Annotated in this window: 16 protein-coding genes; 8 read left to right on the top strand and 8 right to left on the bottom strand. The window is 70.2% G+C overall.

Features of this window, described 5'->3' with window-relative positions; genetic code table 11:
• Positions 1 to 93: 93 nt before the first annotated feature.
• The 4 genes from ACIOEW_RS00165 to ACIOEW_RS00150 all read left to right on the top strand — a co-directional run bounded on the left by ACIOEW_RS00165 (position 94) and on the right by ACIOEW_RS00150 (position 6265).
• Entirely contained in the window at positions 94 to 1467 is a 1374-nt protein-coding gene (locus tag ACIOEW_RS00165) for an ABC transporter substrate-binding protein (RefSeq protein WP_401960000.1), read from the top strand.
• Positions 1468 to 1660: 193 nt separating this feature from the next.
• Positions 1661 to 2947 carry a carbohydrate ABC transporter permease gene (locus tag ACIOEW_RS00160; protein WP_401961458.1) on the top strand — a complete coding sequence of 429 codons (1287 nt, stop codon included), beginning with the start codon at positions 1661 to 1663 and terminating at the stop codon, positions 2945 to 2947.
• On the top strand, positions 2944 to 3867 hold the full coding sequence (locus tag ACIOEW_RS00155; RefSeq protein WP_401959997.1) for a carbohydrate ABC transporter permease: 924 nt from the start codon (positions 2944 to 2946) through the stop codon (positions 3865 to 3867). The genes ACIOEW_RS00160 and ACIOEW_RS00155 overlap by 4 nt, the downstream gene beginning before the upstream one ends.
• 229 nt (positions 3868 to 4096) lie before the next feature.
• On the top strand, positions 4097 to 6265 hold the full coding sequence (locus tag ACIOEW_RS00150; protein ID WP_401959996.1) for a CDP-glycerol glycerophosphotransferase family protein: 2169 nt from the start codon (positions 4097 to 4099) through the stop codon (positions 6263 to 6265).
• Positions 6266 to 6329: 64 nt separating this feature from the next.
• On the opposite strand, the gene ACIOEW_RS00145 is transcribed toward ACIOEW_RS00150, so the two are convergent.
• From ACIOEW_RS00145 to ACIOEW_RS00125, 5 genes are all read right to left on the bottom strand, one after another.
• Positions 6330 to 6704 (bottom strand): hypothetical protein, encoded by a 375-nt coding sequence (locus ACIOEW_RS00145; protein ID WP_401959994.1) that lies wholly within the window; start codon positions 6702 to 6704, stop codon positions 6330 to 6332.
• A gap of 70 nt (positions 6705 to 6774) precedes the next feature.
• Entirely contained in the window at positions 6775 to 8289 is a 1515-nt protein-coding gene (locus tag ACIOEW_RS00140; protein ID WP_401959992.1) for a methyltransferase domain-containing protein, read from the bottom strand.
• A 93-nt stretch (positions 8290 to 8382) separates the two neighbouring features.
• On the bottom strand, positions 8383 to 9624 hold the full coding sequence (locus tag ACIOEW_RS00135) for a glycosyltransferase family 39 protein (protein ID WP_401959990.1): 1242 nt from the start codon (positions 9622 to 9624) through the stop codon (positions 8383 to 8385).
• Between the two features lie 257 nt (positions 9625 to 9881).
• Positions 9882 to 13553 carry a CDP-glycerol glycerophosphotransferase family protein gene (locus tag ACIOEW_RS00130; RefSeq protein WP_401959987.1) on the bottom strand — a complete coding sequence of 1224 codons (3672 nt, stop codon included), beginning with the start codon at positions 13551 to 13553 and terminating at the stop codon, positions 9882 to 9884.
• Positions 13554 to 13692: 139 nt separating this feature from the next.
• Entirely contained in the window at positions 13693 to 14298 is a 606-nt protein-coding gene (locus ACIOEW_RS00125) for a TetR/AcrR family transcriptional regulator (RefSeq protein ID WP_351002091.1), read from the bottom strand.
• A 163-nt stretch (positions 14299 to 14461) separates the two neighbouring features.
• Here ACIOEW_RS00125 and ACIOEW_RS00120 point away from each other — a divergent pair, with 163 nt between their 5' ends.
• Both ACIOEW_RS00120 and ACIOEW_RS00115 read left to right on the top strand, forming a co-directional pair.
• Positions 14462 to 15400, top strand: coding sequence for an ABC transporter permease (locus ACIOEW_RS00120; RefSeq protein WP_401959985.1), 939 nt, complete (start codon positions 14462 to 14464; stop codon positions 15398 to 15400).
• A complete protein-coding gene (locus ACIOEW_RS00115) occupies positions 15393 to 16172 on the top strand; it encodes an ABC transporter ATP-binding protein (RefSeq protein WP_401959982.1) in 780 nt (259 codons plus the stop codon). Before ACIOEW_RS00120 ends, ACIOEW_RS00115 begins: the two co-directional genes overlap by 8 nt.
• Before the next feature lie 179 nt (positions 16173 to 16351).
• Here ACIOEW_RS00115 and ACIOEW_RS00110 read toward each other — a convergent pair whose 3' ends face one another.
• Positions 16352 to 21388: an NAD-glutamate dehydrogenase gene (locus tag ACIOEW_RS00110; protein ID WP_401959980.1), complete on the bottom strand. Its 5037-nt coding sequence runs from the start codon at positions 21386 to 21388 to the stop codon at positions 16352 to 16354.
• A gap of 398 nt (positions 21389 to 21786) precedes the next feature.
• Between ACIOEW_RS00110 and ACIOEW_RS00105 the strand changes: the two genes are divergently transcribed.
• Positions 21787 to 22365 (top strand): DJ-1/PfpI family protein, encoded by a 579-nt coding sequence (locus ACIOEW_RS00105; RefSeq protein ID WP_362543548.1) that lies wholly within the window; start codon positions 21787 to 21789, stop codon positions 22363 to 22365.
• 61 nt (positions 22366 to 22426) lie between these two features.
• On the opposite strand, the gene ACIOEW_RS00100 is transcribed toward ACIOEW_RS00105, so the two are convergent.
• Both ACIOEW_RS00100 and ACIOEW_RS00095 read right to left on the bottom strand, forming a co-directional pair.
• Positions 22427 to 23098 (bottom strand): HAD family hydrolase, encoded by a 672-nt coding sequence (locus ACIOEW_RS00100; protein WP_362543551.1) that lies wholly within the window; start codon positions 23096 to 23098, stop codon positions 22427 to 22429.
• Between the two features lie 70 nt (positions 23099 to 23168).
• On the bottom strand, positions 23169 to 23675 hold the full coding sequence (locus ACIOEW_RS00095) for a DUF6912 family protein (protein WP_401959978.1): 507 nt from the start codon (positions 23673 to 23675) through the stop codon (positions 23169 to 23171).
• Between the two features lie 290 nt (positions 23676 to 23965).
• Here ACIOEW_RS00095 and ACIOEW_RS00090 point away from each other — a divergent pair, with 290 nt between their 5' ends.
• Positions 23966 to 24385 (top strand): Rv3235 family protein, encoded by a 420-nt coding sequence (locus tag ACIOEW_RS00090; protein WP_362543557.1) that lies wholly within the window; start codon positions 23966 to 23968, stop codon positions 24383 to 24385.
• Positions 24386 to 24769: the final 384 nt, after the last annotated feature.

Here is a 24769-nt window from a genome sequence, read left to right as displayed (position 1 = left end):
CTGTGCGCACAGGACGACGAGATAAATGACCGGCACCATCGGAAGTCCGACGGTTGCCGGTCCGTGCAAGCGCACAGAAGAGACGGGGCAGGGATGCGCACAACGGTTCGGATTCGCAGGGCCGCCATGGTGTTCACCGCCATCGGCGCACTGGCCCTCACCGGCTGCGGCGACGACGGTGACGGCGGAAAGAAGGGCACGAAGGACGGGGACAGCTCGTCCAAGGGCAAGGAGAACGCGTCGAGCGTCGCCTTACCGAAACTGGACGGCGAGAAGATCTCGGTCGCCGCGGTCTGGACCGGGCCCGAGCAGGCCAACTTCGTCAAGGTTCTGAAGGAGTTCGAGAAGCGCACGGGCGCGACGGTGACCTTCGTCCCGGCGCAGGACCCGATCGTGAACTTCCTCGGGACGAAGATCGCGGGCGGCCAGCCGCCGGACGTCGCGATGATCCCGCAGGTCGGCGCCATCAAGCAGGCCGCCGAGAAGAAGTGGGCGAAGCCGGTCGGAGCCGAGGCGAAGGCCCAGCTCGCCAAGAACTACTCCAAGGTCTGGCAGGACCTCGGCGCGGTCGACGGCACCCAGTACGGCGTGTACTTCAAGGCCGCCAACAAGTCCCTGATCTGGTACAACGCCAAGGCGTTCGAGAACGCGGGCGCGAGTGAGCCGAAGACCTGGAAGGACTTCCTGGCGACCGCGGAGACGGTGTCCGCCTCGGGTATCACCCCGGTCTCGGTCGCCGGCGCGGACGGCTGGACGCTCACCGACTGGTTCGAGAACATCTATCTCTCCCAGGCGGGCCCGGAGAAGTACGACCAGCTGGCCCAGCACAAGATCAAGTGGACGGATCCGTCCGTCAAGGACGCGCTGACCACGCTGGCGCAGCTCTTCGGGAAGCCCGCCCTGATCGCGGGCGGCGCCGATGGCGCGCTGCAGACGGAGTTCCCGGCCTCGGTCACCCAGACCTTCACCGGCGGTGACCAGCCCAAGGGCGCCATGGTCTTCGAGGGCGACTTCGTCGGCGTCAACATCGCGCAGACGAAGGCCAAGATCGGTACGGACGCCAAGGTGTTCCCGTTCCCCGCGGTCGGCGCCGAGTCGCCCGTGGTGACCGGTGGCGACGCGGCGGTGGCCCTGAAGGACAGCAAGGGCGCCCAGGCCCTGCTGACCTGGCTGGCCTCCACCGACGCGGCGAAGATCTGGGCCGAGCAGGGTGGGTTCATCTCACCGAACAAGGCCCTGGAGGCCACCTCGTACCCCAACGAGGTGCAGCGCACGATGGCGAAGGCGCTGATCGCGGCCGGTGACGCCGTCCGGTTCGACATGTCCGACCAGGCTCCGCAGTCGTTCGGCGGGACGCCCGGAAAGGGCGAGTGGAAGACCCTCCAGGACTTCCTGAAGAACCCGAAGGACATCGCGGGGACCCAGGCGAAACTGGAGTCCGACGCGGCCAAGGCGTACAAGAGCTGACGCGATGACGACAGCCGCAGCGGGGGGCGCCGACGAGGCGCTCCCCGCCGACAAGCAATCGCCCGGCGGGACTTCGGTACCCGCCGGCAAGCAACCGACCGGCGGGACCTCGGTACCCGCCCCCAGGGAGCCCGTGCCCGGGGAGCCCGTGCGCGGGCAGCCGCCCCTCCGTAAGGTGCCCACCCGCAGGAGCGTGACCGGCACCCGCAGGATCATCGCGGCGCTCTTCCTGCTGCCCGCGCTGGTGCTGCTCGGCGCGCTCGTGGTGTATCCGATCGTGTACTCCGTCTACCGGTCGTTCTTCGACCAGGCGGGCACCGGATTCGCCGGGTTCGACAACTACAAGGCGCTGTTCACGGACGACACCATCCGTACGGCGGTCAAGAACAACGCGATCTGGGTGGTCTTCGCCCCGACCGTCGCCACCGCACTCGGTCTGATCTTCGCGGTACTGACGGAACGGATCCGCTGGGGAACGGCGTTCAAGCTGATCGTCTTCATGCCGATGGCGATCTCGATGCTCGCCGCCGGCATCATCTTCCGGCTGGTGTACGACCAGGCACCGGAGCGCGGGGTCGCCAACGCCGTATGGGTGGGCGTGCACGACACGTTCGCCGAGTCGGCGGGCTTCCCCAAGGCCCACCCGCTGCCCGTCCATCCGCTGAAGGCGGCGGGCGGCGGTTCCTTCGTGACGAAGGTGCCGGTACGGGCCGGGGAGCCGGTCCAGCTGCCGCTGGTCGGGGTGCTGCCCGCGAAGATGCCCACCGACGCGAAACCGGCCCGCGCCCCGCAGACCGGCGGGGACGGGAAGATCACCGGCACCGCATGGCTGGACTTCACCAAGGGCGGCGGGGGCAAACCCAATGTCATCGACGCCAAGGAGCTGGGGCTCAAGGGCATCAAGGTGGAGGCCGTCAAGGACGGCAAGGTGGTCGCCTCCGCCACGGCCGGCGCCGACGGGGTGTTCACCCTGCCCGCCTCCGCGGACGGGGCCGAACTCCGGCTCCCGGCCTCGAACTTCAAGGAGCCGTACAACGGGGTGGAATGGCTCGGCCCGTCGTTCGTGACGCCCGGCATCATCGGGAGTTACGTCTGGATGTGGGCCGGCTTCGCCATGGTGCTGATCGCGGCCGGCCTGGCGGGCCTGCCGCGCGAACTCCTGGAAGCGGCCCGGGTGGACGGGGCCAACGAGTGGCAGGTGTTCCACCGGATCACCGTACCGATGCTCGCCCCGGTCCTCGCGGTGGTGCTGGTGACGCTGATGATCAACGTCCTGAAGGTCTTCGACCTGGTCTTCATCATCGCGCCGGGCTCCTCGCAGGACGACGCGAACGTGCTGGCGCTCCAGCTGTACCGGTCGTCGTTCGGCACGGACGCGGATCTGGGGATCGGCAGCGCCATCGCCGTACTGCTCCTGCTGCTGGTCGTCCCGGTGATGCTCTTCAACATCAGGCGGATACGGAAGGAGGGGCGCCGATGACGACACCCTCGACCACGGCCGCGCCCGCCGGTACGGGCGACGCCCCGGACACCGGCACGGCGAAGGCCGGGCGGCCCCTCGGCACACGGATCGCGGCCCTGGCGGGCGGCGGTGTGATGCGGGTCGTCCTGATCCTGGTGGCCTTGTTCTGGCTGATGCCGACCGTCGGACTGTTCCTGTCCTCGCTGCGCAGCGCGGACAAGATCGCGGCGACCGGGTGGTGGAAGATCTTCACCGTCCCGTCCGAGCTGACCTTCGACAACTACTCCCGGCTGCTGGACAATCCGACCTTCACCGACTCGCTGCTCAGCACGGTCCTGATCACCGTCCCTTCGACGGTCCTGGTCGTGGTGATCGGTTCGCTCGCCGGATACGCGTTCGCCTGGATGGAGTTCCCGGGCCGCGACTGGTGGTTCCTGCTGGTCGTGGGGCTGCTGGTGGTCCCGGTGCAGGTCGCCCTGATCCCGGTCTCCAAGCTCTTCGGCGTGGTCGGGATCTTCGAGACGACCTTCGGCGTGATCATCTTCCACACGGCCTTCGGTCTGCCCTTCGCGATCTTCCTGCTGCGCAACTTCTTCGCGGAGATCCCGCGGGAGCTGCTGGAGGCCGCGCGGCTCGACGGGGCGGGCGAGATCCGGCTCTTCACCCGGGTCGTGATGCCGCTGGGCGGGCCGGCGATCGCCTCGCTCGGGATCTTCCAGTTCCTCTGGGTGTGGAACGACATGCTGGTCGCACTGATCTTCGCGGACTCCGGTTCCCCGCCGATCACCGTGGCGCTCCAGCAGCAGGTACGGCAGTTCGGCAACAACATCGACGTACTGGCGCCCGGCGCCTTCATGTCGATGGTGATTCCGCTCGCGGTGTTCTTCGCCTTCCAGCGCCAGTTCGTCTCCGGCGTGATGGCGGGCGCGGTCAAGTAACCGCACCACCGCACGAGTCGCACATACGCACGTCAATCAGGGGCAGTCCTGCTTACTCCAACAGGACTGCCCCTGCTTGGCGTTTCGCGTGGCCGCAGGGGCCCGGCGTAACCCCGTCACTCCATCGGGCGTTTACGGAGTACCCGCCCCCACTGTCGGCGCGCGCATCCGGATGCGCAGCGCCCCGGCCCCTGCTGCTCCGCCCGCCCGTGTCCGAGAGAGAGTCCGTATGCCTCGCCTCAGTGTCATCGTCCCCGTCCGCCGCGCCCGGGGAAGTCTGCGCGAATGCCTGGAGTCGGTGCTCTCCCAGTCGTTCACGGACATCGAGGTGATCGGCGTCGACGACGGGGCGCCGGACGGTTCGGGGCTGCTGCTCGACGAGTTCGCCGCCCGGGACAGCAGGGTGCAGGCCATCCACCTCCCGGACGGCGCGGGTCCGGACGGGTGCCGCAACGCCGGGGCCGAGCGGGCCGTCGGGGACTATCTGATGTTCCTGGAGGCCCACTTCGTCCTCCTGCCGGACGCGCTGTCGGCCGTGGCCGACCGGATCGGGACGGCCGGCGACCCCGATCTGCTGCTGTTCGGCCATCACAAGCGGCCGTTCCGCGGGCGTTCCCGGCCCAGCAGGTCCCTGGAGCTGCTGGGCGAGCTGTCCGACGGCCCGCTGGCCGCGTCCGGACAGTCCGCGCTGCTCGACCTCGCCCCGGTGTCCTGGAACCGGGCGGTGCGCCGCACCCTCCACGAGGGCGAGAAGCTGACCTTCGGGCCCGGACGGCACGGGGAGCGGATGTACGCCCTCCAGACGCTCGCCGCGGCCGATTCCGTGGCCGTCCTGCCCGCCGCCCTGGTGGAGCACCGCCAGCAGCGCTACCTGCCCGGCCTCGACGACGAGGCGACGCCGGACGCGGCCCCCGCCGAGCTCGTGGACGCGTACGCCGGGCTGATGGAGTTCGTCCGCGAGCGCCCCCGGCTGCTCGCGGTGCAGCCGATGCTCTTCGAACGGGCCGTCCAGGAGCTGCTGTCCGGCTACCCCACGGTGACGCGCCGGCGCAGGCGCTACGTACGCGCCGTCGCCGCCTTCCACCGCGCGTACCGGCCCGACGGGCACCGCTTCCCGGGCGGCGCGCGAGGGCTGCGTCCCCGGCTGATCGGCGGCGGCCGGTACGCCGTGCTCGGCGGCCTCGACACGGTCCTGGCCCTGCGCCGCGGACTGCGGGCAGCGCCGGACGCGGTGCGGGACCGGGCCAAGCGCAGTCTGAGCAAGCGCTACTACTGGTGGCAGCGCAAGCTCCCGCTGGACCGCGGGCTCGCCGTCTACGCCGCGTACTGGAACCGCGGGGTCAGCTGCAATCCGGAGGCCGTCTTCCGCAAGGCCCGGGAGCTCGCACCGGGGGTGCGCGGGGTGTGGGTGGTCTCCAGGAACCAGGTGGAGTCCCTGCCGGAGGGCATCGACCACGTGGTGCCCGGCACCCGCCGCTACTGGGCGACCGTGGCCCGCGCCACGTACTTCTTCAACAACGTCAACTTCCCCGACCACGTCGTCAAGCGCCCCGGCCAGGTGCATGTGATGACGCATCACGGCACCCCCCTGAAGATCATGGGCCTGGACCAGCAGGACTATCCGGCGGCGGCCCAGGGGCTGAACTTCGACCGGTTGCTCAAGCGTGTCGACCGGTGGGACTGGAGCGTCTCCGCCAATCCGCACTCCACCGAGGTGTGGGCGCGCGCCTTCCCGGGCGCCGCACGGAGCCTGGAGACGGGATACCCGCGCAACGACGTCCTCACCTCGGCGACCGCCGAACAGGTCCTGGCGGTCCGCGAGGGCCTCGGTATCCGGCCCGGGCAGCGCGCCCTGCTGTACGCACCCACCCACCGCGACTACGAGGCGGCCTTCACCAGCCGCCTGGACCTGGAGCGGTTCTGCGCCGCGGTCGGGCCGGACACCGTGGTCATGGTGCGTGCGCACTACTTCTACGGGGGCGCGGGGCTGCCCGAGAACCCGTCGGTCATCGACGTCAGCGACCACCCGCGGATCGAGGACCTCTGTCTGGCGGCCGACGCGCTGATCACGGACTACTCGTCGGTGATGTTCGACTACGCGCACCTGAACCGCCCGATCGTGGTGCACGCCCCGGACTGGGAGACGTACCGCACGGTCCGCGGCGTCGTCTTCGACCTGCTGTCCGGCAAGCCCGGCGAGACCCCGGGCGCCGTGGCCACGACCACGGACGAGCTGGCGCGGCTGTTCAACGACGGCAGCTGGGACGGTCCGGCGAGCAAGGAACTGCTGACGGCCTTCCGTGCCCGCTTCTGCCCGTACGACGACGGCCGGGCCGCCGAGCGTGTGGTGCGCCGGGTGCTGCTGGGCGAGGAACCCGCCCCGGCCACGACGGTCTGACCGACGGCATACGCCGAAGGGCCCGCCACCGGGTGGCGGGCCCTTCGGCGTATGCCGGCCGGTCTCAGCGTTGCTGGCCCGCCATGACCGTGGCGAGGCCCACCACCACGAGCAGCGAACCGCCCCAGGTCCACATCGAGGTCCGCTCGTGCAGCACCGTGGCCCCGGCCCCCACGATCAGCAGGTAGCCGAGAGCGTTGAACGGATAGGCGATGGAGAGCGGCACCTTGGCCAGCGCCGACATCCAGGCGAGTGCGGACACCGCGAAGACGACCAGACCGAGTACGACCCATGGGCTGGTGGCGGCGCGCAGCGCAACCGAGCCGCCGTCCCGCCCGGCGGTGGCGACGGCGCCCTTCATCCCGTGCTTGAGCATGATCTGGCCACCCGCCGACGAGAACACGGCGAACAGCAGCAGGATCAGACTGGGGAGGGTCAAGGCCTTGCTCCTGACTGCGGCGGCCCGGGACTCGGATGCCGGGGCGGGGGTGGGTTCGGGGATCGTCGCCTCAGACGCCGACCCGGTCGGCAGGGACGTACTGTCGGTTGAGGATGTCCTGTACATCGACGTGCTCTCCAGCGATGATCGTCTCGGCCGCATGCGGGGTGAGCAGTGCGACGTGCTGATAGCCGAACAAGGTCGGCCGGATTCTGGTCAGCAGCCTCGACACCCCGCCGAGTACGGCGGCGAGCGGCCCACGGCCCAGGAGCGACCAGAACGGCGCCCCGGTCGAGGCGATGTCCAGGACGTCGTAGCCCGCGGCCCGTACGGTGCGGCGCAGGCTGGACCGGGTGAAGAAGCGCAGATGCGTTTCGTCGAGGATGCCGCGGCGGTCGTAGTCGAAGGCCCCGACGGCGACCCGCAGCCTTGAGTACCAGTGGCTGAAGTTCGGCACGGAGAGCAGTACCTCGCCGCCGGGCCGCAGCACGGTGGCGACCTCGGCGAGCACCCGTTCGGGGCGGGAGAGGTGCTCGATGACGTCCCCGGCCACCACGTAGTCGAAGCCGGTGCCGATCCCGTCCGGCAGCCCCTCCTCAAGGTTGGCGAGATGGAAGTGGGTGCACTTCTCACGCACACCGGGCACCTCGACGTAGTCGACCCCGGTCACCTCGTGGCCGAGCGCTTCGAGGCGCTGTGCGAACAGCCCGCCGGAACAGCCGAGGTCCAGGACCCGGCCGGGGGGCATCTTCCGCATCTTCTCCAGGATGACCGCGTGCGAGGAGCCGTCGCCCTCCTTGAAGGCGTACTCGACGGGCTTGGGGATCCAGGCACAGGTGCCGAACCCCTTGACGGCCAGGCGGTATTCGAGGACGTCCTTGACGACGTCCTTCGCGTACTTCATGCCGTTGACGTAGCAGATCTCGTCGCCGTAGTACGTGGGAACCGGGATCTCCTTGATCCGCATTCCCGCGTTCAGCAGCTGGACGATGATCTGGGTGTCGAAGTCGAACGCGTCCGTGTTCCGGTCGATGGGCAGCTTCTTCAGCGCCTCGACGCTGTAGGCGCGGTACCCCGAGTGGAATTCGGTGAGCTTCGATCCGAGCAGTCCGTTCTCCAGCCGGGTGAGAATACGGTTGCCCAGCCACTTGTACATCGGCATGCCACCCTTGAGGGCGCTGCCTGATTTCATCATCCGCGACCCGAACACGGCTTCGCATTCACCGCGTTCGATCGGGGCGACCATTTCGGGAAGCAGTTCGGGGGCGTACTGTCCGTCGCCGTGCAGCAGCACGATGATGTCGAGTCCGTGCGCGGCCGCCAGCGCGTATCCGGCTTTCTGGTTCCCCCCGTAACCGAGGTTCTTGGTGTGCCGCATCACCACGGTGCGCGGCATTCCCTCGGCCTGCGACCAGCGGCAGCCGGCGGTGAACGTCGCGTCATGACTCGCGTCGTCGAGAATGAGAATCTCGTCGACCCGGGACCGGAAATCCTCCGGAATCCGGTCGAGGGTCTTCTCCAGCGTGTTCTCCGCGTTGTACGCGACCACCAGGATGCCGATCCTGGGACTCGGGCTTTCCTTCACGGGGCGTTCTCCAGTTGCACTCGGTGCTCGTGACTGTGATCAGGGAGGGGACGGTGACGGGCGCCGCTCCGGCGCGGCGCTCCGGCGCGGCGGTCAGGTGACGGCGGAACCGGAGGGCTGGGAGGTACGGGGCGCGGAGACCTCCGCCCGGCCGGAACGGCCGGGCGGGTCCGCGCCCGGCCGCGCGGTGAGAAGTCGGTGGGCGCCGGTGGCCAGTCCGGCCGCGAGGACGATCCAGCCGGCGGCGCCCAGGTACAGCACCGGCTCGCTCCAGCGCACGGCGGAGCGTCCGCTGTAGCCGAGAACGGCGGTCAGTCCGAGCACACAGCTGTACGCGAACCCCTCCCAGAACCCGAGGGCGAACATTCCGGCAGCCGCCCAGGTCAGGTACTGCAGTCCGGAGGCGGTGGACAGAAGGAGCAGCAGGCCGAGCGTGACGGCGACGATGCCGGGCAACTGCGCGGGCCGCAGCCACGCGAGCCGGACGCCTGCGGCCACGCACAGCAGGACGAAGAGGAAATGGCCGCCGCCCTGCATGAAGGTGATGACGGAATCCGGCAGGCCGAACACGTCGGCGAACCGGACCAGCCCCCAGAAGCGGTAGCTGCCGCCCGCATACTCCAGGACGTTCCGCTGGAGGTCCTGCGGCACGGTCGCGAGGACCGGCCCCCAGACCAGCGCGGACACGGCGGTGAACCCCGCGGCGAAGCGGACCAGCACCGGCCGGCCCGCCCGCAGCGCGGCGACGAACAGCACCGGGATCGCCACGACCGGGACGAACTTGACGCTGATCGAGAGCGCCGCGGCCACCCCCGCGGCGAGCGGGGACCTGCGGTCGGCCAGCAGGTGGGCGGCGGCCAGGGCGAACATGACGGCGACCGCGTCGGTGTTGCCGTGATAGCCGGAGGTGGCGATCAGCACCGGGCTGAGGGCCACCCCGACCGCGCACAGCACCGCCGTACGCAGCGCTGTACGCCTGCGGACAATTTCGAACACGAGCAGGACACAGAGGAAATCGGCAATCGAGGCGGGCCACCTGATCAGCGTGGCGAACGACATTCCGAATTCCGAAAGGCTGTTCAGTCCGAGCAGCATCCAGCCGGCCAGCGGCGGATGGTTGTAGACGGGCAGTCCGGGCAGTGACTGCTCATAGATTCGAATGGGGCCGTGCACGGCGACGGCCTTGGCGAAGCCCTGGAAGAAGCGCACATCGGCGGGTCCCGGGGAATTCGCCGCGATGACCATGCGGACGAGAAGGCCGGCCGCCGCAGCAACGAGTACAGCAGCTCTGGCCCGTCGCACATCCAAGGTTTCGCACCACATTCGGATACCCATGAAAACAAAACGTAGCAACCCGAGGACGCCGCGTGACGCACCGATGAGCATATTTGTCCGGACCACGGCTCGGATTCCCTGCACGTCCGCGCAAACGCCACATTCTCCGAATCACTCGAACGGTTCATGCAGTTCGGACAGTTCGTGCGTCAATTCAAGTTCACCACCGCATCGACCCACACTTCACCGCGCAGTTCACCCCGCATCCGCACCGGTCCGGGTGCGGTGCGGGTGCGGGTGCGGCACAGGGGTGCGGACTACAGCATCCGGTCGGCCACCCGGGCGGCAGCCCGGCCGTCGTCGAGGTCGCAGAAGTCCCGCCGGAACGCCTCGTACGCCCCCGCGTGTCCCGCGGTCGCCCGGACCGGGTCACGCAGCGCCTCGACGAGATCCGCGGAGTCCGGGATCAGCGGGCCGGGGGCCCGCGACTCGAAGTCGAAGGCGAACCCGCGCAGCGTGTCGCGGTAGTGCTCCAGGTCGTAGGTGTGGAACAGCATCGGGCGGCCGGTCTGCGCGAAGTCGAACATCATCGAGGAGTAGTCGGTCACCAGCGCGTCGCTGATCAGCATCAGCTCTCCGACCTCCGGATAGCGCGAGACGTCGCGGACGAATCCCGTACCGCTGTCCGGGAGCCGGTCGGCGACCAGGTAGTGACGGCGCACCAGCAGGACGGTGTCCGCACCCAGTTCGCGCTCGGCGGCGGCGAGGTCGAGCCGCAGGTCCATGGTGTAGCGGCCGCGGTTCTTCGGCTGGTCGTCGCGCCAGGTCGGCGCGTAGAGCACGACCTGCTTGCCGTCGGGAATCCCGAGGGTCTCCCGTACCGCAGCGGCGATCTTGGTCCGGTCCGGGGCGTGGAAGAGGTCGCTGCGGGGATATCCGCATTCCAGGACCTCGCCCTCGAAGCCGAAGGAGCGGCGGAGCACGGGGGTGGAGTACGTGTTCGGGGAGACCAGGAAGCTCCACTGCCGGGCGCGCTGTTCGAGGGTGGCGATGTAGGCGGGGTTCGCCTGGGCGGTGCCGGCGAGATCGAGTCCGATGCGCTTGAGCGGGGTGCCGTGCCAGGTCTGGACGACGGTCTGGCCCTCGCGCCGCTCGAACCACTCGGGCAGCTGGGTGTTGGTGACGATGTGCCTGCTACGGGCCAGTGCCTCGTGCCAGGCCGCCGAGCCGTGCTCCACGGCGGTGGCCCCGGCCGGGATGCGCGCCTGTCCGTCGCTCACCACCCACAGATGTTCCAGACCGGTCCCCCGCCGGGTCAGCTCCTCGTGGACGGCACGCGGGGAATCCGAGTACTGACGGCCGTCGAAGCTGCTGAACAGCACCGTCTCGCGCAGCGCCGCGGTGCGCTGTGCCGCGTAGGCCCTGCTGAGCTGCCGCCTGGCGCGGAGGCCGCGCTCCGCAACGTCGAGCGGGGGTGCGCAGCTCAGCAGCAGCTGGTCGTGGAAGCGCCGCTCGATGGCGTACGAACGGCCCGCCAGGGTGCGGGCCGCGGGCAGGGTGTGATGGGCGGCGGCCGGGAGGCGCAGGGCGGCATCGCGGGTCTCGTCGGCGGCGCCCTTCTCACGCAGGAAGAAGTACCAGTTGCCCTCCCCCAGCGGCAGCTCTCCGCCCCCGCACATCTCGACGGCGTCCGGCCGCAGCTCGGCCGTGAACCGCCTTTCGTCCTGCGGTCCGGTGAACGCGACCGGGAAGACCGCCTCCTCGTGATGGCCGCTGTGCCGGGCCACGAGCTCGACCGGGCGCCCGGGATCCGGGAATCCGCCTTCCAGGAGCAGCTTCCCGTCCTGTGTCCAGGCGGCCAGTTCGACGGTGGGCTGCACGGGGCGGTCGCTGATCAGCAGATTGCCGCGCGCGCTCACGGTGAGGGCGAGCTCGCGGGGTTCACCGGCGGCCGGCGCGAGCGGGTAGCGGCCCGTCGCGACGGGACCCGGCACATCGATGGGGGTCCGGCGGCCGCCGGGGCCGATGAGATGGACGCTGTACGAGATGCCTGTCTGCGCCCCGGTGGATGCCGGCCTGGCGTCGAGGAGTGCGGCGAGGGGAATCCCGGCAGTGAAGCGCCGCCAGCCCGCTGCCGAGGGCGCGGCGTCCTCGTGCACCGTGACCGGGCACTCGAAGACGGTGCCGGAGGGGCGGTGGGTGAGGCCCAGTCGCAGGTCCTGGCCACCGAGCCGGTCCCGGAGCATGCCGTCGACGACGACGGTGGCCGCCCCGTCGCCCGTCCCGCCCGCGCGGTGCGTGCCGTCGTTCGTCCCGCCGCCCACCTGCGCCCCGTCGCCCGTCCCGCCCGCGCGGTGCGTGCCGTCGTTCGTCCCGCCGCCCACCTGCGCCCCGTCGCTCGTCCCGCCCGCGCGGTGCGTCTCGAAGCGCGCGTCGATCCGCTCGGCGTGCAGGACCAGCCGGTCGGCGTCGAAGACCGGCACGATCCGGTGATCGCCGTCCGGGCGGTACACGGGCGGGGCTACGGGGGCCTCGGTGGTGGAGGGTGCGGAACGCCGCAGCAGCCCGTTCCTCGCGACGCCGATCTCCAGGCGCCAGGTGACGTGGTCGGCCGGGCCGTCCGCGGCGATGCGGAGTCTGGCGGGGTCGAGAACCGTCTCGAAGCCGGACCGGTCGTAGTCGTGCAGGCTCTGCCGGGAGCGCGCGGTGGCCTCCGGCTCGCCGGTCCGGCGCAGCCGCAGCGGGACCACCTGCCGTCCGCCCGCCCGCAGCCAGCCGGCCCGGAATTCGGTGGGGCCCGAGGCGACGGGCAGGTTGCGGATGTACGCGTACCCCTTCAGGTGCAGCTTGCCGTCCTGCCAGCGCACCTCTCGCAGCCGGGCGACCAATGGCAGATCGGCGTCGCCGACGCGCAGCACCCGGCCCGGCACCGGCCGGGTCAGCGCCGGGTAGGCGGCCCGCCGACGGCGCACGCCCCGTACGGCGAACGCACCGGGCTCCTGCTTGTCGAAGGCGAGCAGGGCCAGCAGTTCCTCCATGCGGCGCTCGCGCACGAGGTGCCACATCAGCCGCAGCCGCAACGGGAGCCCGTCGAGCACCGCCGGGTCGACCTGGTCCATGAATGCGTTGGTGTGCGTCAGGAAGGCGGCGCGGTACGCCTCGTCGCCTTCGGGCAGGACCTCCATGAAGTACCAGAGGTCGTCGGCGAGGACATGCGCCTCGTAGAGCTTCTTGTCGGCGACCGTGCGGTTCGCCGCCAGGAAGGTGGAGACGCCCTGCACGTGCGAGACCCGGTCGCGGACGCCGCGGACGACGGCCCGGTCGGCGGTGATCGAGCCGGGGCGGTCCCGCCAGTGGTAGACGGGGTCCTTCACGATGTCGACGGAGCCGGCCAGGAAGTGGGCGGGCAGTACGACCGGAGTGTCCTCGTAGAGCACGCCGACAGGGAAGGCGAACGCGTGCTCGTCCCAGAAGGAGCGCCGGAAGACCTTGTTGCAGGCGATCCGGTCACCGGCGAGCTGCCGGTCACGGGAGATGTGGGTGCGCAGCCGCGTCGTCGCCATGGGCCCCCGGAACATGGGCGACTGCTGGAGCCTGCCGCCGGCCCGCAGCCGCAGCACATTGCCGGACGCCAGATCCGAGCCGGTCTTCTCCAGGGCGCCGATCAGCAGCTCGTACGCGCGCGGCGGGACGACGTCGTCGCTGTCGACGAAGGCGAGGTAGCGGGCGGCCGGGTCGCAGTTGCGGACACCGGTGTTCCGGGCGTGCCCAAGTCCGCCGTTCTCCTGACTGACCAGGCGGAAGCGGTCGTCCTGTGCGGCGAACCCGGCGGCCAGGGCCGCGCTGCCGTCGGTGGACCCGTCGTCGACCATCACCACTTCGAGGTCGGTGACGGTCTGCTCCGCGAGGGACTTCAGGCAGTCGGTCAGGAAGGGTTCCACGTTGTAGACGGGGACAACGACACTGAGCCGTGGCGGCATGGTGAGCACGTCCGTTCATCGGGGGCCTGGCTATCCGTATGGCTCAACCCCGTGAACGGCCGGGGGTCACCGGTTACGGTCCCCAACGAGTGACGTCGCGTTCATCCGTGCTGACGCCGGACGCCGGCGCCACGGCCCCGCCCCGCGGTCACCGGGTGAGCGCGGCCACGGCCGAAGCCGCCAGGTCGTCCAGATAGCCCGCGGGCAGCTCGCCCCTGACGACCGCGAGCCGCCAGTAGAGGGGCCCGACGATCAGGTCGAGGGCGCGGTCCGGATCGCTGTCCTGCGGCAGTTCCCCGCGCGCCACGGCGTCGCGTACGACCACCGCGGCGATGCCCTGCTGCGGGTCGAGCAGTGCGGCCTTGATGGTGTCGGAGATCTCCGGGCTGCGGGCCGCCTCGACGAGCAGGTCCGGGATGACCTGGGAGGCGAGCGGGTGGCGCAGGGCGTACGCGGCCAGTTCGAGCACGGCCCGGACGTCCCCGTACAGCGAACCGGTGGCCGGGGCCGGCATGCCCTGCACCGCGACGGCCGAGACCAGGTCCAGGACCAGGTGCAGTTTGGACTTCCAGCGGCGGTAGACGGCGGTCTTGCCGACGCCTGCCCGCCGCGCGATGCCCTCGATCGACATCCGGGCGAAGCCGACCGCGGCCAGCTCCTCGAAGACCGCGGCGCGGATCGCATCGGTCACGTCCTCGCGCAGCACGGCGGCTCCGGCGGGGGCACGGCGGCGGCTTCCCGGGTCGGTGGTCATGGCCGAATCATAGTCCGCGACGACGAAACGGTTGCGTAGCGACGTCAGTGCGTCTTACCCTCGGCGTTGCGACGATACGGTCCCGTTCCGTCGCTCCTGTGATCCATTCCCGCCTTCCCGCCTTCCCGCCTTCCCGCCTTCCCGCCTTCCGTCGAAAGCGATCGTGGTGAGCCAGACAACAGCCCAGGCCCCGGTGGACGCCCCGCCGTCCACCTCCCCGCCCGTGTACGCCCCGGGCGAGCTCGCCGCCCTGGCGGCCCGCCACGAGCTGACCGTGAGTGGAGCCCGTCCGACCCTGCCGGTGTACGTCCGGCAACTGTGGGGGCGGCGGCACTTCATCACCGCGTTCGCCACCGCCAAGCTCACCGCCCAGTACAGCCAGGCGAAGCTCGGCCAGATCTGGCAGATCATGACCCCGCTGCTCAACGCGACGGTCTACTACTTCATCTTCGGCGTCCTGATGAAGACGAAGCACGGCGTCCCGGACTACGTCCCGTTCCTGGTCACCGGCGTCTTCATCTGGACCTTCACCAGCTCGTCGATCACCGTGGGCACCCGTGCGATCAGCGGCAACATCGGGCTCGTACGCGCCCTGCACTTCCCACGCGCCTCGCTGCCGATCGCACTGGCCCTGCAACAGCTCCAGCAGCTGCTCTTCTCGCTGGGTGCGCTGGTCCTGATCCTGCTGGTGTTCGGCCAGTACCCGCAGACCGCCTGGCTGCTGGCGGTGCCGGCCCTGGCCCTGCAGGCCGTGTTCAACACCGGCATCTCGATGGTCATGGCCCGGCTGGCCGCACGGACCCCGGACATCGCCCAGCTGACGCCGTTCATCCTGCGCACCTGGATGTACGCGTCGGGCGTGATGTGGAGCGTCGGCACGATGCTCCAGGGCAATCAGGTCCCGCACCTCGTGAAGCTGGCACTTGAGGTCAATCCGGCCGCCGTCTTCATCAACCTGATGCGGTTCGCCCTCATCGACAGCTTCGGGAGCGATCAGCTGCCCCCGCACGTGTGGGCCATCGCCGCCGGCTGGGCGCTGGTGTGCGGCGTGGGCGGATTCATCTACTTCTGGAAGGCCGAGGAGAGTTACGGACGTGGCTGACCGCACAGACCTCCGGGTCCCGACCGTCGTCGTCGACGACGTCCACATCACGTACAGGGTCAACGGCGCCCGCACCGGGAAGGGCAGCGCCACCTCGGCCCTCAGCCGGCTCACCTCGCGCCGGCAGTCCCCCGGAGTGCGCGAGGTGCACGCCGTGAAGGGGGTCAGCTTCGCCGCGTACAAGGGAGAGGCGATCGGCCTGATCGGATCCAACGGCTCGGGCAAGTCGACGTTGCTGAAGGCGATCGCCGGACTGCTGCCCGCCACGAAGGGCCGCGTCCACACCCAGGGCCAGCCCTCACTGCTCGGCGTGAACGCGGCACTGATGAGCGATCTGACCGGCGAGCGCAACGTCGTGCTCGGCGGGCTCGCGATGGGCATGAGCCGCGAGCAGATCCGCGAACGCTACGACGGCATCGTCGACTTCTCCGGCATCAACGAGAAGGGCGACTTCATCACCCTTCCCATGCGCACGTACTCCTCCGGCATGGGTGCCCGGCTGCGCTTCTCCATCGCCGCCGCCAAGGACCACGACGTGCTGCTGATCGACGAGGCCCTGTCGACCGGCGACGCGAGGTTCCAGCGGCGCAGCAAGGAACGGATCGTCGAACTGCGCAAGCAGGCCGGCACGGTCTTCCTGGTCAGCCACCACAACAAGTCGATCACCGAGACCTGCGACCGGGCGATCTGGCTGGAGGCGGGCACTCTGCGGATGGACGGCCCGGCGCAGGAGGTCGTAGCGGCCTACGAGAAGTTCACGGGCAAGAAGTAGCCGCCCTACCGGCACCGGGGTCCGCCCGCCCACCCCGGCCCGTGTCCGGGGTTTCAAGCCTGCCCGAAGATTCCGGCATCTCAAGTCCGCCCGGCGACTGAGGGCAGAGACAAAGAGGGGCGAGGCGGCACCGGACACACCCGGCACCGCCTCGCCCCTCAACCCTCAACCCTCAATGACTACGCGTGCGTACGCAGCAGCGTCCGCATCGTCCGCATCGCCACCGACAGGTTCGCCAGGTCGAACGCGTCCGACCCCTGGATCTCCTCCAGCGTGGACCGCGACCGCGACAGGATCGCCGCGTTCTTCTCCTCCCACGCCTCGAACCGCTCCTGCGGTGACGAGGTGCCGTTGCCCACGCTCAGCACGTCGCCCGTGAGCGCCGCGTGCGCGGCGTACAGGTCCTCGCGGATCGAGGCACGGGCCATCGACTGCCAGCGGTCGGCCCTCGGCAGCTCGATGATCCGGTCCATCAGCTGGGTGATGCCCAGCCGGTCCGCGAGGTCGTAGTAGACCTCGGCGACGGCCAGCGGTGCCTTGCCCGTGCGGTCGGCGATCGCCACGATGTCGAGCGCCGGGAAGGCCGACGAGAATCCGGCGACGCGCTGCGCCAGCGCGTCCGGGACACCCGCCTCGGTGAGCTCGTCCAGGATTCCCTGGTACCACTCCTGGTCGGCGCCCATCAGCATCTTGGGCAGCTCGGCCCAGACCTGCGCGACACCGTCACGGAAGAAGTCGATCGTGCCGGCGATCTCCAGCGGCTGCGGCCGGTTGCCGAGCAGCCAGCGCGCACCGCGCTCGACGAGCCGGCGCGAGTGCAGCCGGATCCGGGTCTGCACATCGGCGGGGACCTTGTTGTCGAGCGCCTCGACGGCGTCCCACACCTCGCCCATTCCGAAGATCTCCCGGGCCGCGAACTGCGCCCGCACGATCTCCCCGATCGAGGCACCGGTCTCTTCCCGCAGCCGGTGCAGGAAGGTCGAACCACCGGTGTTCACCGTGTCGTTCACCAGGACCGTGGTGATGATCTCGCGCCGCAGCGCGTGCCCGTCGACCGCGTCCGGGTACCGCTCGCGCAGCTGCTGCGGGAAGTAGGCGTACAGCAGCTTCTGGAGATGCGGGTCGTCCGGCAGGCTCGTCCCGATCAGCTCCTGCGCCGCCGTGATCTTCGTGTAGGCGAGCAGCACGGCCAGCTCGGGCTGGCTGAGCCCCTTGCCCGCGCTCAGCAGTTCGCGGATCTGCCGGTCGGTGGGCAGGAACTCCAGGGCCCGGTCGAGGTACCCGTCACGGCCCAGCCGGCGCATGAAGCGCTGTTGGGCGTGGAGGAGGGAGGGCGCCTGGGCGGACGAGTTGGCGAGTGCGGTGTTCTGCGCGTAGTTGTTGCGCAGCACCAGATGGCCGATCTGATCGGTCATCTCGGCGAGCAGCTTGTTGCGCTGCTTGACCGTCATGTCGCCGTCCCGGACAAGGCCGTTGAGCAGGATCTTGATGTTCACCTCGTGGTCGGAGGTGTCCACACCGGCGCTGTTGTCGATCGCGTCGGTGTTGATCCGGCCGCCCGTACGGGCGAACTCGATACGGCCGAGCTGGGTGGCGCCGAGGTTGCCGCCTTCGCCGACGACCTTGGCCCGCAGGTCCTCGCCGTTGACGCGGATCGCGTCGTTGGCCTTGTCCCCGACGTCCACGTTCGACTCGGCGGAGGACTTGATGTACGTACCGATGCCGCCGTTCCACACCAGGTCGACGGGGGCCTTGAGGATGGTCTGCATCAGGTCGGCGGGCGTCATCTTGGTGACTCCGGCCTCGATGCCGAGCGCCTCGCGCATGTGCGCGTTGACCGGAATCGACTTGGCGCTGCGCGGGTGGATGCCGCCGCCCGCGGAGAGCAGCCCCTTGTCGTAGTCGGCCCAGGAGCTGCGCGGCAGGTCGAAGAGGCGGCGCCGCTCGGCGTACGAGGTCGCGGCGTCCGGCTTCGGGTCGATGAAGATGTGCCGGTGGTCGAAGGCGGCGACGAGCCGGATGTGCTCGGAGAGCAGCATCCCGTTGCCGAAGACGTCGCCCGACATGTCGCCGACGCCGACGACGGTGAAGTCCTCGGTCTGCGAGTCGTGGCCGAGCTCCCGGAAGTGCCGCTTGACGGACTCCCAGGCGCCACGGGCGGTGATGCCCATGCCCTTGTGGTCGTAGCCGGCCGAACCGCCGGAGGCGAACGCGTCACCGAGCCAGAAGCCGTACGCGACGGCGACCTCGTTGGCGATGTCGGAGAACTTCGCGGTGCCCTTGTCGGCGGCGACGACCAGGTAGGTGTCGTCCTCGTCGTGCCGGACGACGTCCTTGGGCGGCACGATTTCGCCGGCGACCATGTTGTCGGTGATGTCGAGCAGCGCCGAGATGAAGGTGCGGTACGAGGCGATGCCCTCGGCCATCCAGGCGTCACGGTCGACGGCCGGGTCGGGAAGCTGCTTGGCGACGAAACCGCCCTTGGCCCCGACCGGCACGATGACGGTGTTCTTCACCATCTGCGCCTTGACCAGGCCGAGGACCTCCGTACGGAAGTCCTCGCGCCGGTCGGACCAGCGCAGACCGCCGCGGGCGACCTTGCCGAAGCGCAGGTGGACGCCCTCGACACGCGGCGAGTAGACCCAGATCTCGAACGCCGGGCGGGGCGCCGGGAGATCCGGGATGGACTGCGGGTCGAACTTCATCGACACGTAGCCGTGCGGCTTTCCGCTGTCCGCGCGCTGGAAGAAGCTGGTGCGCAGGGTGGCCTTGATTACGGTGAGGAAGGACCGCAGGATCCGGTCCTCGTCGAGCGAGGCGACCTGGTCCAGGGCACCGTCGAGCTCTTCGAGGAGCCCGTCGGTCAGCTCCGTACCGGCACTCTGACGCTCCGGCGACATCCGGGCCTCGAAGAGCGAGACCAGCAGCCGGGTGGTGTGGACGTTGTTCTGGAGGGTGCTCTCCATGTAGTCCTGGCTGAACGTGGATCCGGCCTGGCGCAGGTACTTGGCGTAGGCGCGCAGCACCATGGCCTGCCGCCAGTTCAGCCCGGCACTCAGCACCAGCGCGTTGAAGCCGTCGTTCTCCGCCTCGCCGGTCCACACGGCGGCGAAGGCCTCCTGGAACCGTTCGCGGGCGTCGTCGGCCAGGTAGCCGCCGTTGGCCGTGGCCTGCGGCATCCGCAGCCCGAAGTCGTAGATCCAGGCGTGCGTACGGTCCGCGCAGCGCAGCTCGTACGGACGCTCGTCGACGACCTCGACACCGAGCCGCTGGAGCGCCGGGAGGACGGCGGACAGGGAGACCTGCTCACCGGTCCGGTAGATCTTGAACCGGCGCTCGCCGGGGACGGCGCCGACCGGCTCGTACAGGCTGAGGGCGAAGTCCTCACCGTGCTCCTTGAGGGCTTCGAGGTGGACCAGGTCGGCCACGGCGGAGCGCGGCGAGTGGTCGGCCTTGTAGCCCTCGGGGAACGAGTGCCCGTAGTGACGCAGCAGCTCGGCGGCGCGTTCCTCACCGCACTCGGCACCCAGCGCTTCCTGGAAGCCGTCGGCCCAGGAACGGGCCGCCTCGACGAGCCGGGCCTCGATGCGGTCGGCCTCGGCGTCGGTGAGGCTGGGCAGTTCGCTGCCCGGGGCCACCCGGACGACGAAGTGCAGCCGGGAGAGGATCGACTCGGTGTTCCAGGCGGTGAAGTCGACGCTGGTGCCGTTCAGCTCCTCCTTGAGGATGTCGATCAGCCGCAGGCGCACACCGGTGGTGTAGCGGTCGCGCGGCAGATAGACGATCGCGGAGTAGTAGCGCCCGTACTCGTCCTGACGCAGGTAGAGCCGGAGGCGTCGCCGCTCCTGGAGGTAGAGCACCGACGTGACGATGGAGCGCAGCTGGTCCGGCGGCGTCTGGAACAGCTCGTCGCGGGGGTACGTCTCCAGGATCTGGAGCAGGTCGCGGCCGTCATGGCTGTTGTACGAGAAGCCCGCGCCCTCCAGCACCTCGGCGACCTTGCGGCGGATGACGGGCACCCGGCGCACGGACTCGGTGTACGCGGCGGACGAGAACAGGCCGAGGAAGCGGCGCTCACCGGTGACGTTGCCGTCGGCGTCGAACTTCTTCACGCCGACGTAGTCGAGGTAGCTGGGGCGGTGCACGGTCGCCCGGCTGTTGGCCTTGGTCAGGATGAGGAGCTTGTGCTCGCGGGCCTTGGCCCGGGCGTCGGCCGGCAGCCGGTCGAAGGAGGGGCTGACCGGGTGCGCCTCGTCCTCGCTGTGGTGCGGGTCGGAGCGCAGGATGCCGAGGCCGGTGCCGGGCACTGCGGCCAGCGCGTCGGTGTCCGTCAGCTCGTACTCGCGGTAGCCGAGGAAGGTGAAGTGGTCGGCGGCGAGCCAGCGCAGCAGCTCCCTGGCCTCGTTCACCTCGTCGTCCGCGAGGTCGTCGAGCGGCTCGCCGGGCAGGTCGTCGGCGATGCGCAGCGCGGCGTCCCGCATCTTCTCCCAGTCCTCGACGGTCTCCCGTACGTCGGACAGGACCCGCAGCAGGTCGGTCTGGATCTGCTTGAGGTCGGCGCGGTCGGTCTCGCGGTCGATCTCGACGTGGATCCAGGACTCGACGACGGCGTCGTGCGGCAGCTCGGCCTTGGCGTCCTTCGCCCCCTTGGCGTTCTTGCGGCCGGCCTGGGGGTCCGTCGAGATGCCGACGCCCTCGGTGAGGACCTCGATCAGTCTGCCGGTCACGTCGCGCCGGACGATGACCTGCGGGTGGATCACGACGTGGATGCCGCGGCCCTGGCGGGACAGCTCGTTGGTGACGGAGTCGACCAGGAACGGCATGTCGTCGGTGACGACCTCGACGACGGAGTGGCTGCAGGTCCAGCCGTTCTCCTCGACGGTCGGGGTGTGCACCCGGACGTTGGCCGTGCCCTGCGGGCGGTTCTCGGCGAGCCGGTAGTGGGAGGAGGCGGCGCCGAAGACGTCGACCGGGTCCCGGCCGGCGATGTCCTCCGGAGCGGTGTGGAGGTAGTAGCGCTGGAGATAGGCGAGCAGTACGTCCTGACGGGGACGCTCCTGCCCGGCCCCGGTGCCGTCGTCGGCCCCGGTGGCCGCGACGACATGCACCCGGGGGGTACCGCCCGGGCCACCGACACCACCGCCCTGGCTGTTGTCAGCTACCTTGGCGGCCCGTGCGAGCAGCTCGGCCTTGGCTTCGTCCAGCTTGGTCTGCATGTCCTCTGGCTCCTGTCGCGCGCCGTTGCGTGACGTAGGTGAAAAAGACGACGTACCGCCACGACACGGGGTTTCCGGTCTGAGTCGACGCTATGCCGCTATGAGAGACGCCCGGGACCTTATTGGCCATTTTTGGCAGTCGGGCCGGGCTGAGGGGATCAGTCATGGCCCGGGTGCTGTGGCACTCCGGGCGCAGGCCGGGGGCTTCGCTGCCCCCGAGGCGTATCGCGCTGATCACGAGGTCCAGGCTATCCCGCCCGCCCCCGTAACCGTCACGAGCCGCATGTGTACAAAAGATGGCTGCGAACTTTGACAGTCTGGACAGCGCACGGGCGCTCGCTGTCGCACTCTGGTTACCGGCAAACGGAACAGGCCGACACCCCGTGGGGAGCCCTGCCATGACACCGAAGATCCTGATCGTCACCGGCGACGCCGCCGAGTCCCTCGAAGTCCTCTACCCGTATCAGCGCTTGCGCGAGGAGGGTTACGAAGTTCACATCGCCGCCCCCTCCCGCAAGACGCTCCGCTTCGTGGTCCACGACTTCGAGCCCGGCTTCGACACCTACACCGAGAAGCCCGGCTACACCTGGCCCGCCGACCTGGCCTTCTCCGAGGTCGACCCCGACGACTACGTGGCCCTCGTCGTCCCGGGCGGGCGCGCTCCCGAGTACCTGCGCAACGACGCCGAGCTCCGGAAGATCCTCTCGGCGTTCTTCGACACGGACCGCCCGGTGGCCCAGATCTGCCACGGCCCGCTGATGACGGCAGCGGTCGGCGCGCTGAAGAACCGCCGGGTCACGGCCTATCCCGCGCTGGAGCCGGACATGGAGACGGCCGGGGCCGACTTCCAGGACACCGAGGTCGTGGTGGACGGCGCCCTGGTCTCGTCCCGCGCCTGGCCGGACCACTCGGCCTGGATGCGTGAATTCCTGACCGTGCTCCGCACCAAGGCCCCGGTCGCCGGCACGGTCACCTGAGACGCGCGCGTCCCACGGGGGACGGTCACCGCAGTCCTCCGGCTGTTGGCTGCTCGCCCGGCTACTCGCCCAGCTGCTGGGCGAGGGCCGCGGCATCGGCCAAGGTGTCCACGACGGGCACCCCTGCCGCCTCCAGGCTGGCCCGGCTGTGCGAACCGCCGGTGAAGAGCACCGCTTTCGCTCCGACATGGGCCGCGGCCACCGCGTCGTCCACGGCGTCACCGATGACCACCGTGTGCTCGGGGGATATCCCGTCCAGCGCCGCGAAGTGGCGCTCCATGTGCTGCGCCTTGCTGCCGCCGGACGGCCCGGTACGCCCGTCGACGCGCACGAAATGCCGCTCGATGCCGTATCCCCGCACGACGGGGACCAGGTGCTCGTGCCCGTACATGCTCAGCAGGGACTGGCTCCGGCCGGCCAGCTGCCACTCCGCGAGCAGCTCGGCGGCCCCCACGGTCAGCCCGCAGGCCTCACGCTGCTCCGTGTAGCTGCGGTGGAAGACCCCGTCCATCCGCTCCCACTCGGCATCCGTGGGCAGCCTGCCCATCAGGCGCTCGTAGAAGCGGGGAATGGGGATGCAGTACATCTCCCGGTACTGCTCCAGGGTGATCGGTGCCAGGCCGATCTCGACGAACGCGGCGTTCGTCGCGCCGACGACCGCGGTGTTGTCGTCGAGCAGAGTGCCGTTCCAGTCCCAGACCAGATGCGTGCGGTGCTTCCCGTGCGTCCCCATGCAAGAAAAATACCCGCTGCCACCGACAGCCGGACGAACAACCCTTCGCACGGCCCTCCCGGGGCCCCGCTCACCCGATCAGATTCGGGATCTCCTGAATACCGAACCACAGCAGCTCGTGGTCCTCGGCGCCGTCGACGGTGAACTGGGCGTCGTCGTCACCGAGGTCCGCCGCTCCCAGGGCTGCCGCGGCCGCCGTGACGTCCTTGTCGGCCTCGTCCGAGTCGACGTGCACGGCTGCGGCCGCGGCCAGCGCGACCGCGGAGGCGATGGTGACCTCGCCGAGCGAGGAGGCGTCCAGGATGTGGTCCGGGTCGGCGACCGCGTCCTTCTCCGGCACGTCGACGGCGACGACGACCCGGCGGCGGGCGGCCGCGGGGTCCCCTGCGACCAACCGCAGCGAAGCGGACGCGGCCCGGTTGAGCGCCGCGTACTCCAGCTCCTCGATGTCGTCCGAGACGTACCACTCCCGCAGCGCGGGGGTCACCGCGTAGGCGGTCAACGGGCCGGGGCCGACCTCGCCGGCCCGGTGCGCCGCTGCGAGCCCGGAGAGGGTCAGGGGGACGTACACGCGCATGGCTGAGGTCGCTTTCGTAGTCGGAACGCCCTCAGGATACGTGGGGCGTCCCCCTTTGGGGTTACGTGTCCGGGCCCTGCCCCGTCCACCCGGCAACCGGCCCTCACCCTGCCCGGCCCGCCCCCGGCCCCCTCACCGGACCGGCCCCACCACCCGGATAGGTGAACCCCGGGCGCTCCACCCCCGGCCTACCGACGCTTGCGGCCGCCTCCGCCGTCCCCGTAGAAGATCACCAGCAGAAGTTACCGCCCGGTATTGATCCGGGCCTCTGAAGCACGGGGGCGACAGCGATGAGCACGAACAGGACCCGGCCTGCCGGCCGGCACGACGCACGCAGGCCCGAAGCCGTACCCGCACAACGCCGCCGGACGCCCCGGCGGATCCGGCCCCACCAGTGGTTCGCGGAACGCCTCCTGGCGGTACTCAGCGGCCAGCGCCCCGTCCACTGGATGCTCGGGCACACGATCGGCGACGCCTACGACCAGCTCGCCGAACTGGCCCCCACCACCCCGCTCAGGAGCCGCGGCGCCCGCCCGGTCATCCGCATGTGCCGAGGCGCCCAGCCGGCTCCGGGCGTCGTGGAGGCCTGCGCGAGCATCGCGGCGGGCGAACAGGTCCGCGCCATGGCCTTCCGCCTGGAACAGGGCCCGGACCTCCGCTGGCGCTGCGCCGCAGTGGAACTGGGCAACACCCCGGTACGCCACCCCTGACCCACCCACGCGGGCACGCACCACCTGCGCGGGCGCACACTCCCCCGCGCGGGGGACACTTCCCCGCGCAGGCACGCACCATCCGCGCGGGCAGACACCCCACCCGCGCGGGCACGCGCCCGCCCCCCGGCCGGGCCACCACCCGGCACCTCCGGCCCTCTACGGCGCCTGCGGCACATCCAGCCCCGACGACGCCTGAGGCGCCCCCACAGCTGCTCGCAAGCGTCTGCGGCGCCCACCGGGTCCCGCCGACGCCCAAGGCACCCCCACAGCCCCACCGGCGTCTCGCGGCACCCACCCCCGGCCTCGCCGACGCCCGAGGCCCACTCCCAGCCTCGCCGACCCCTGAGGCCCACTTCCGGCCTCGCCAACGCCTAAGGCCCA

Source organism: Streptomyces sp. NPDC087901 (assembly GCF_044742205.1).
GTDB lineage: Bacteria > Actinomycetota > Actinomycetes > Streptomycetales > Streptomycetaceae > Streptomyces.
Note: the sequence above shows the minus strand (reverse complement) of the source record. Positions and strands in the feature narration are given on the sequence as shown.

What these genes read in the sequence shown, in the direction of transcription:
- ACIOEW_RS00165 (WP_401960000.1), top strand. Translation starts at nt 94, where the DNA reads ATGCGCACAACGGTTCGGATTCGCAGGGCCGCCATGGTGTTCACCGCC.
- ACIOEW_RS00155 (WP_401959997.1), top strand. Translation starts at nt 2,944, where the DNA reads ATGACGACACCCTCGACCACGGCCGCGCCCGCCGGTACGGGCGACGCC.
- ACIOEW_RS00150 (WP_401959996.1), top strand. Translation starts at nt 4,097, where the DNA reads ATGCCTCGCCTCAGTGTCATCGTCCCCGTCCGCCGCGCCCGGGGAAGT.
- ACIOEW_RS00135 (WP_401959990.1), bottom strand. Translation starts at nt 9,624, where the DNA reads ATGGGTATCCGAATGTGGTGCGAAACCTTGGATGTGCGACGGGCCAGA.
- ACIOEW_RS00125 (WP_351002091.1), bottom strand. Translation starts at nt 14,298, where the DNA reads ATGACCACCGACCCGGGAAGCCGCCGCCGTGCCCCCGCCGGAGCCGCC.
- ACIOEW_RS00110 (WP_401959980.1), bottom strand. Translation starts at nt 21,388, where the DNA reads ATGCAGACCAAGCTGGACGAAGCCAAGGCCGAGCTGCTCGCACGGGCC.
- ACIOEW_RS00105 (WP_362543548.1), top strand. Translation starts at nt 21,787, where the DNA reads ATGACACCGAAGATCCTGATCGTCACCGGCGACGCCGCCGAGTCCCTC.
- ACIOEW_RS00100 (WP_362543551.1), bottom strand. Translation starts at nt 23,098, where the DNA reads ATGGGGACGCACGGGAAGCACCGCACGCATCTGGTCTGGGACTGGAAC.
- ACIOEW_RS00095 (WP_401959978.1), bottom strand. Translation starts at nt 23,675, where the DNA reads ATGCGCGTGTACGTCCCCCTGACCCTCTCCGGGCTCGCAGCGGCGCAC.
- ACIOEW_RS00090 (WP_362543557.1), top strand. Translation starts at nt 23,966, where the DNA reads ATGAGCACGAACAGGACCCGGCCTGCCGGCCGGCACGACGCACGCAGG.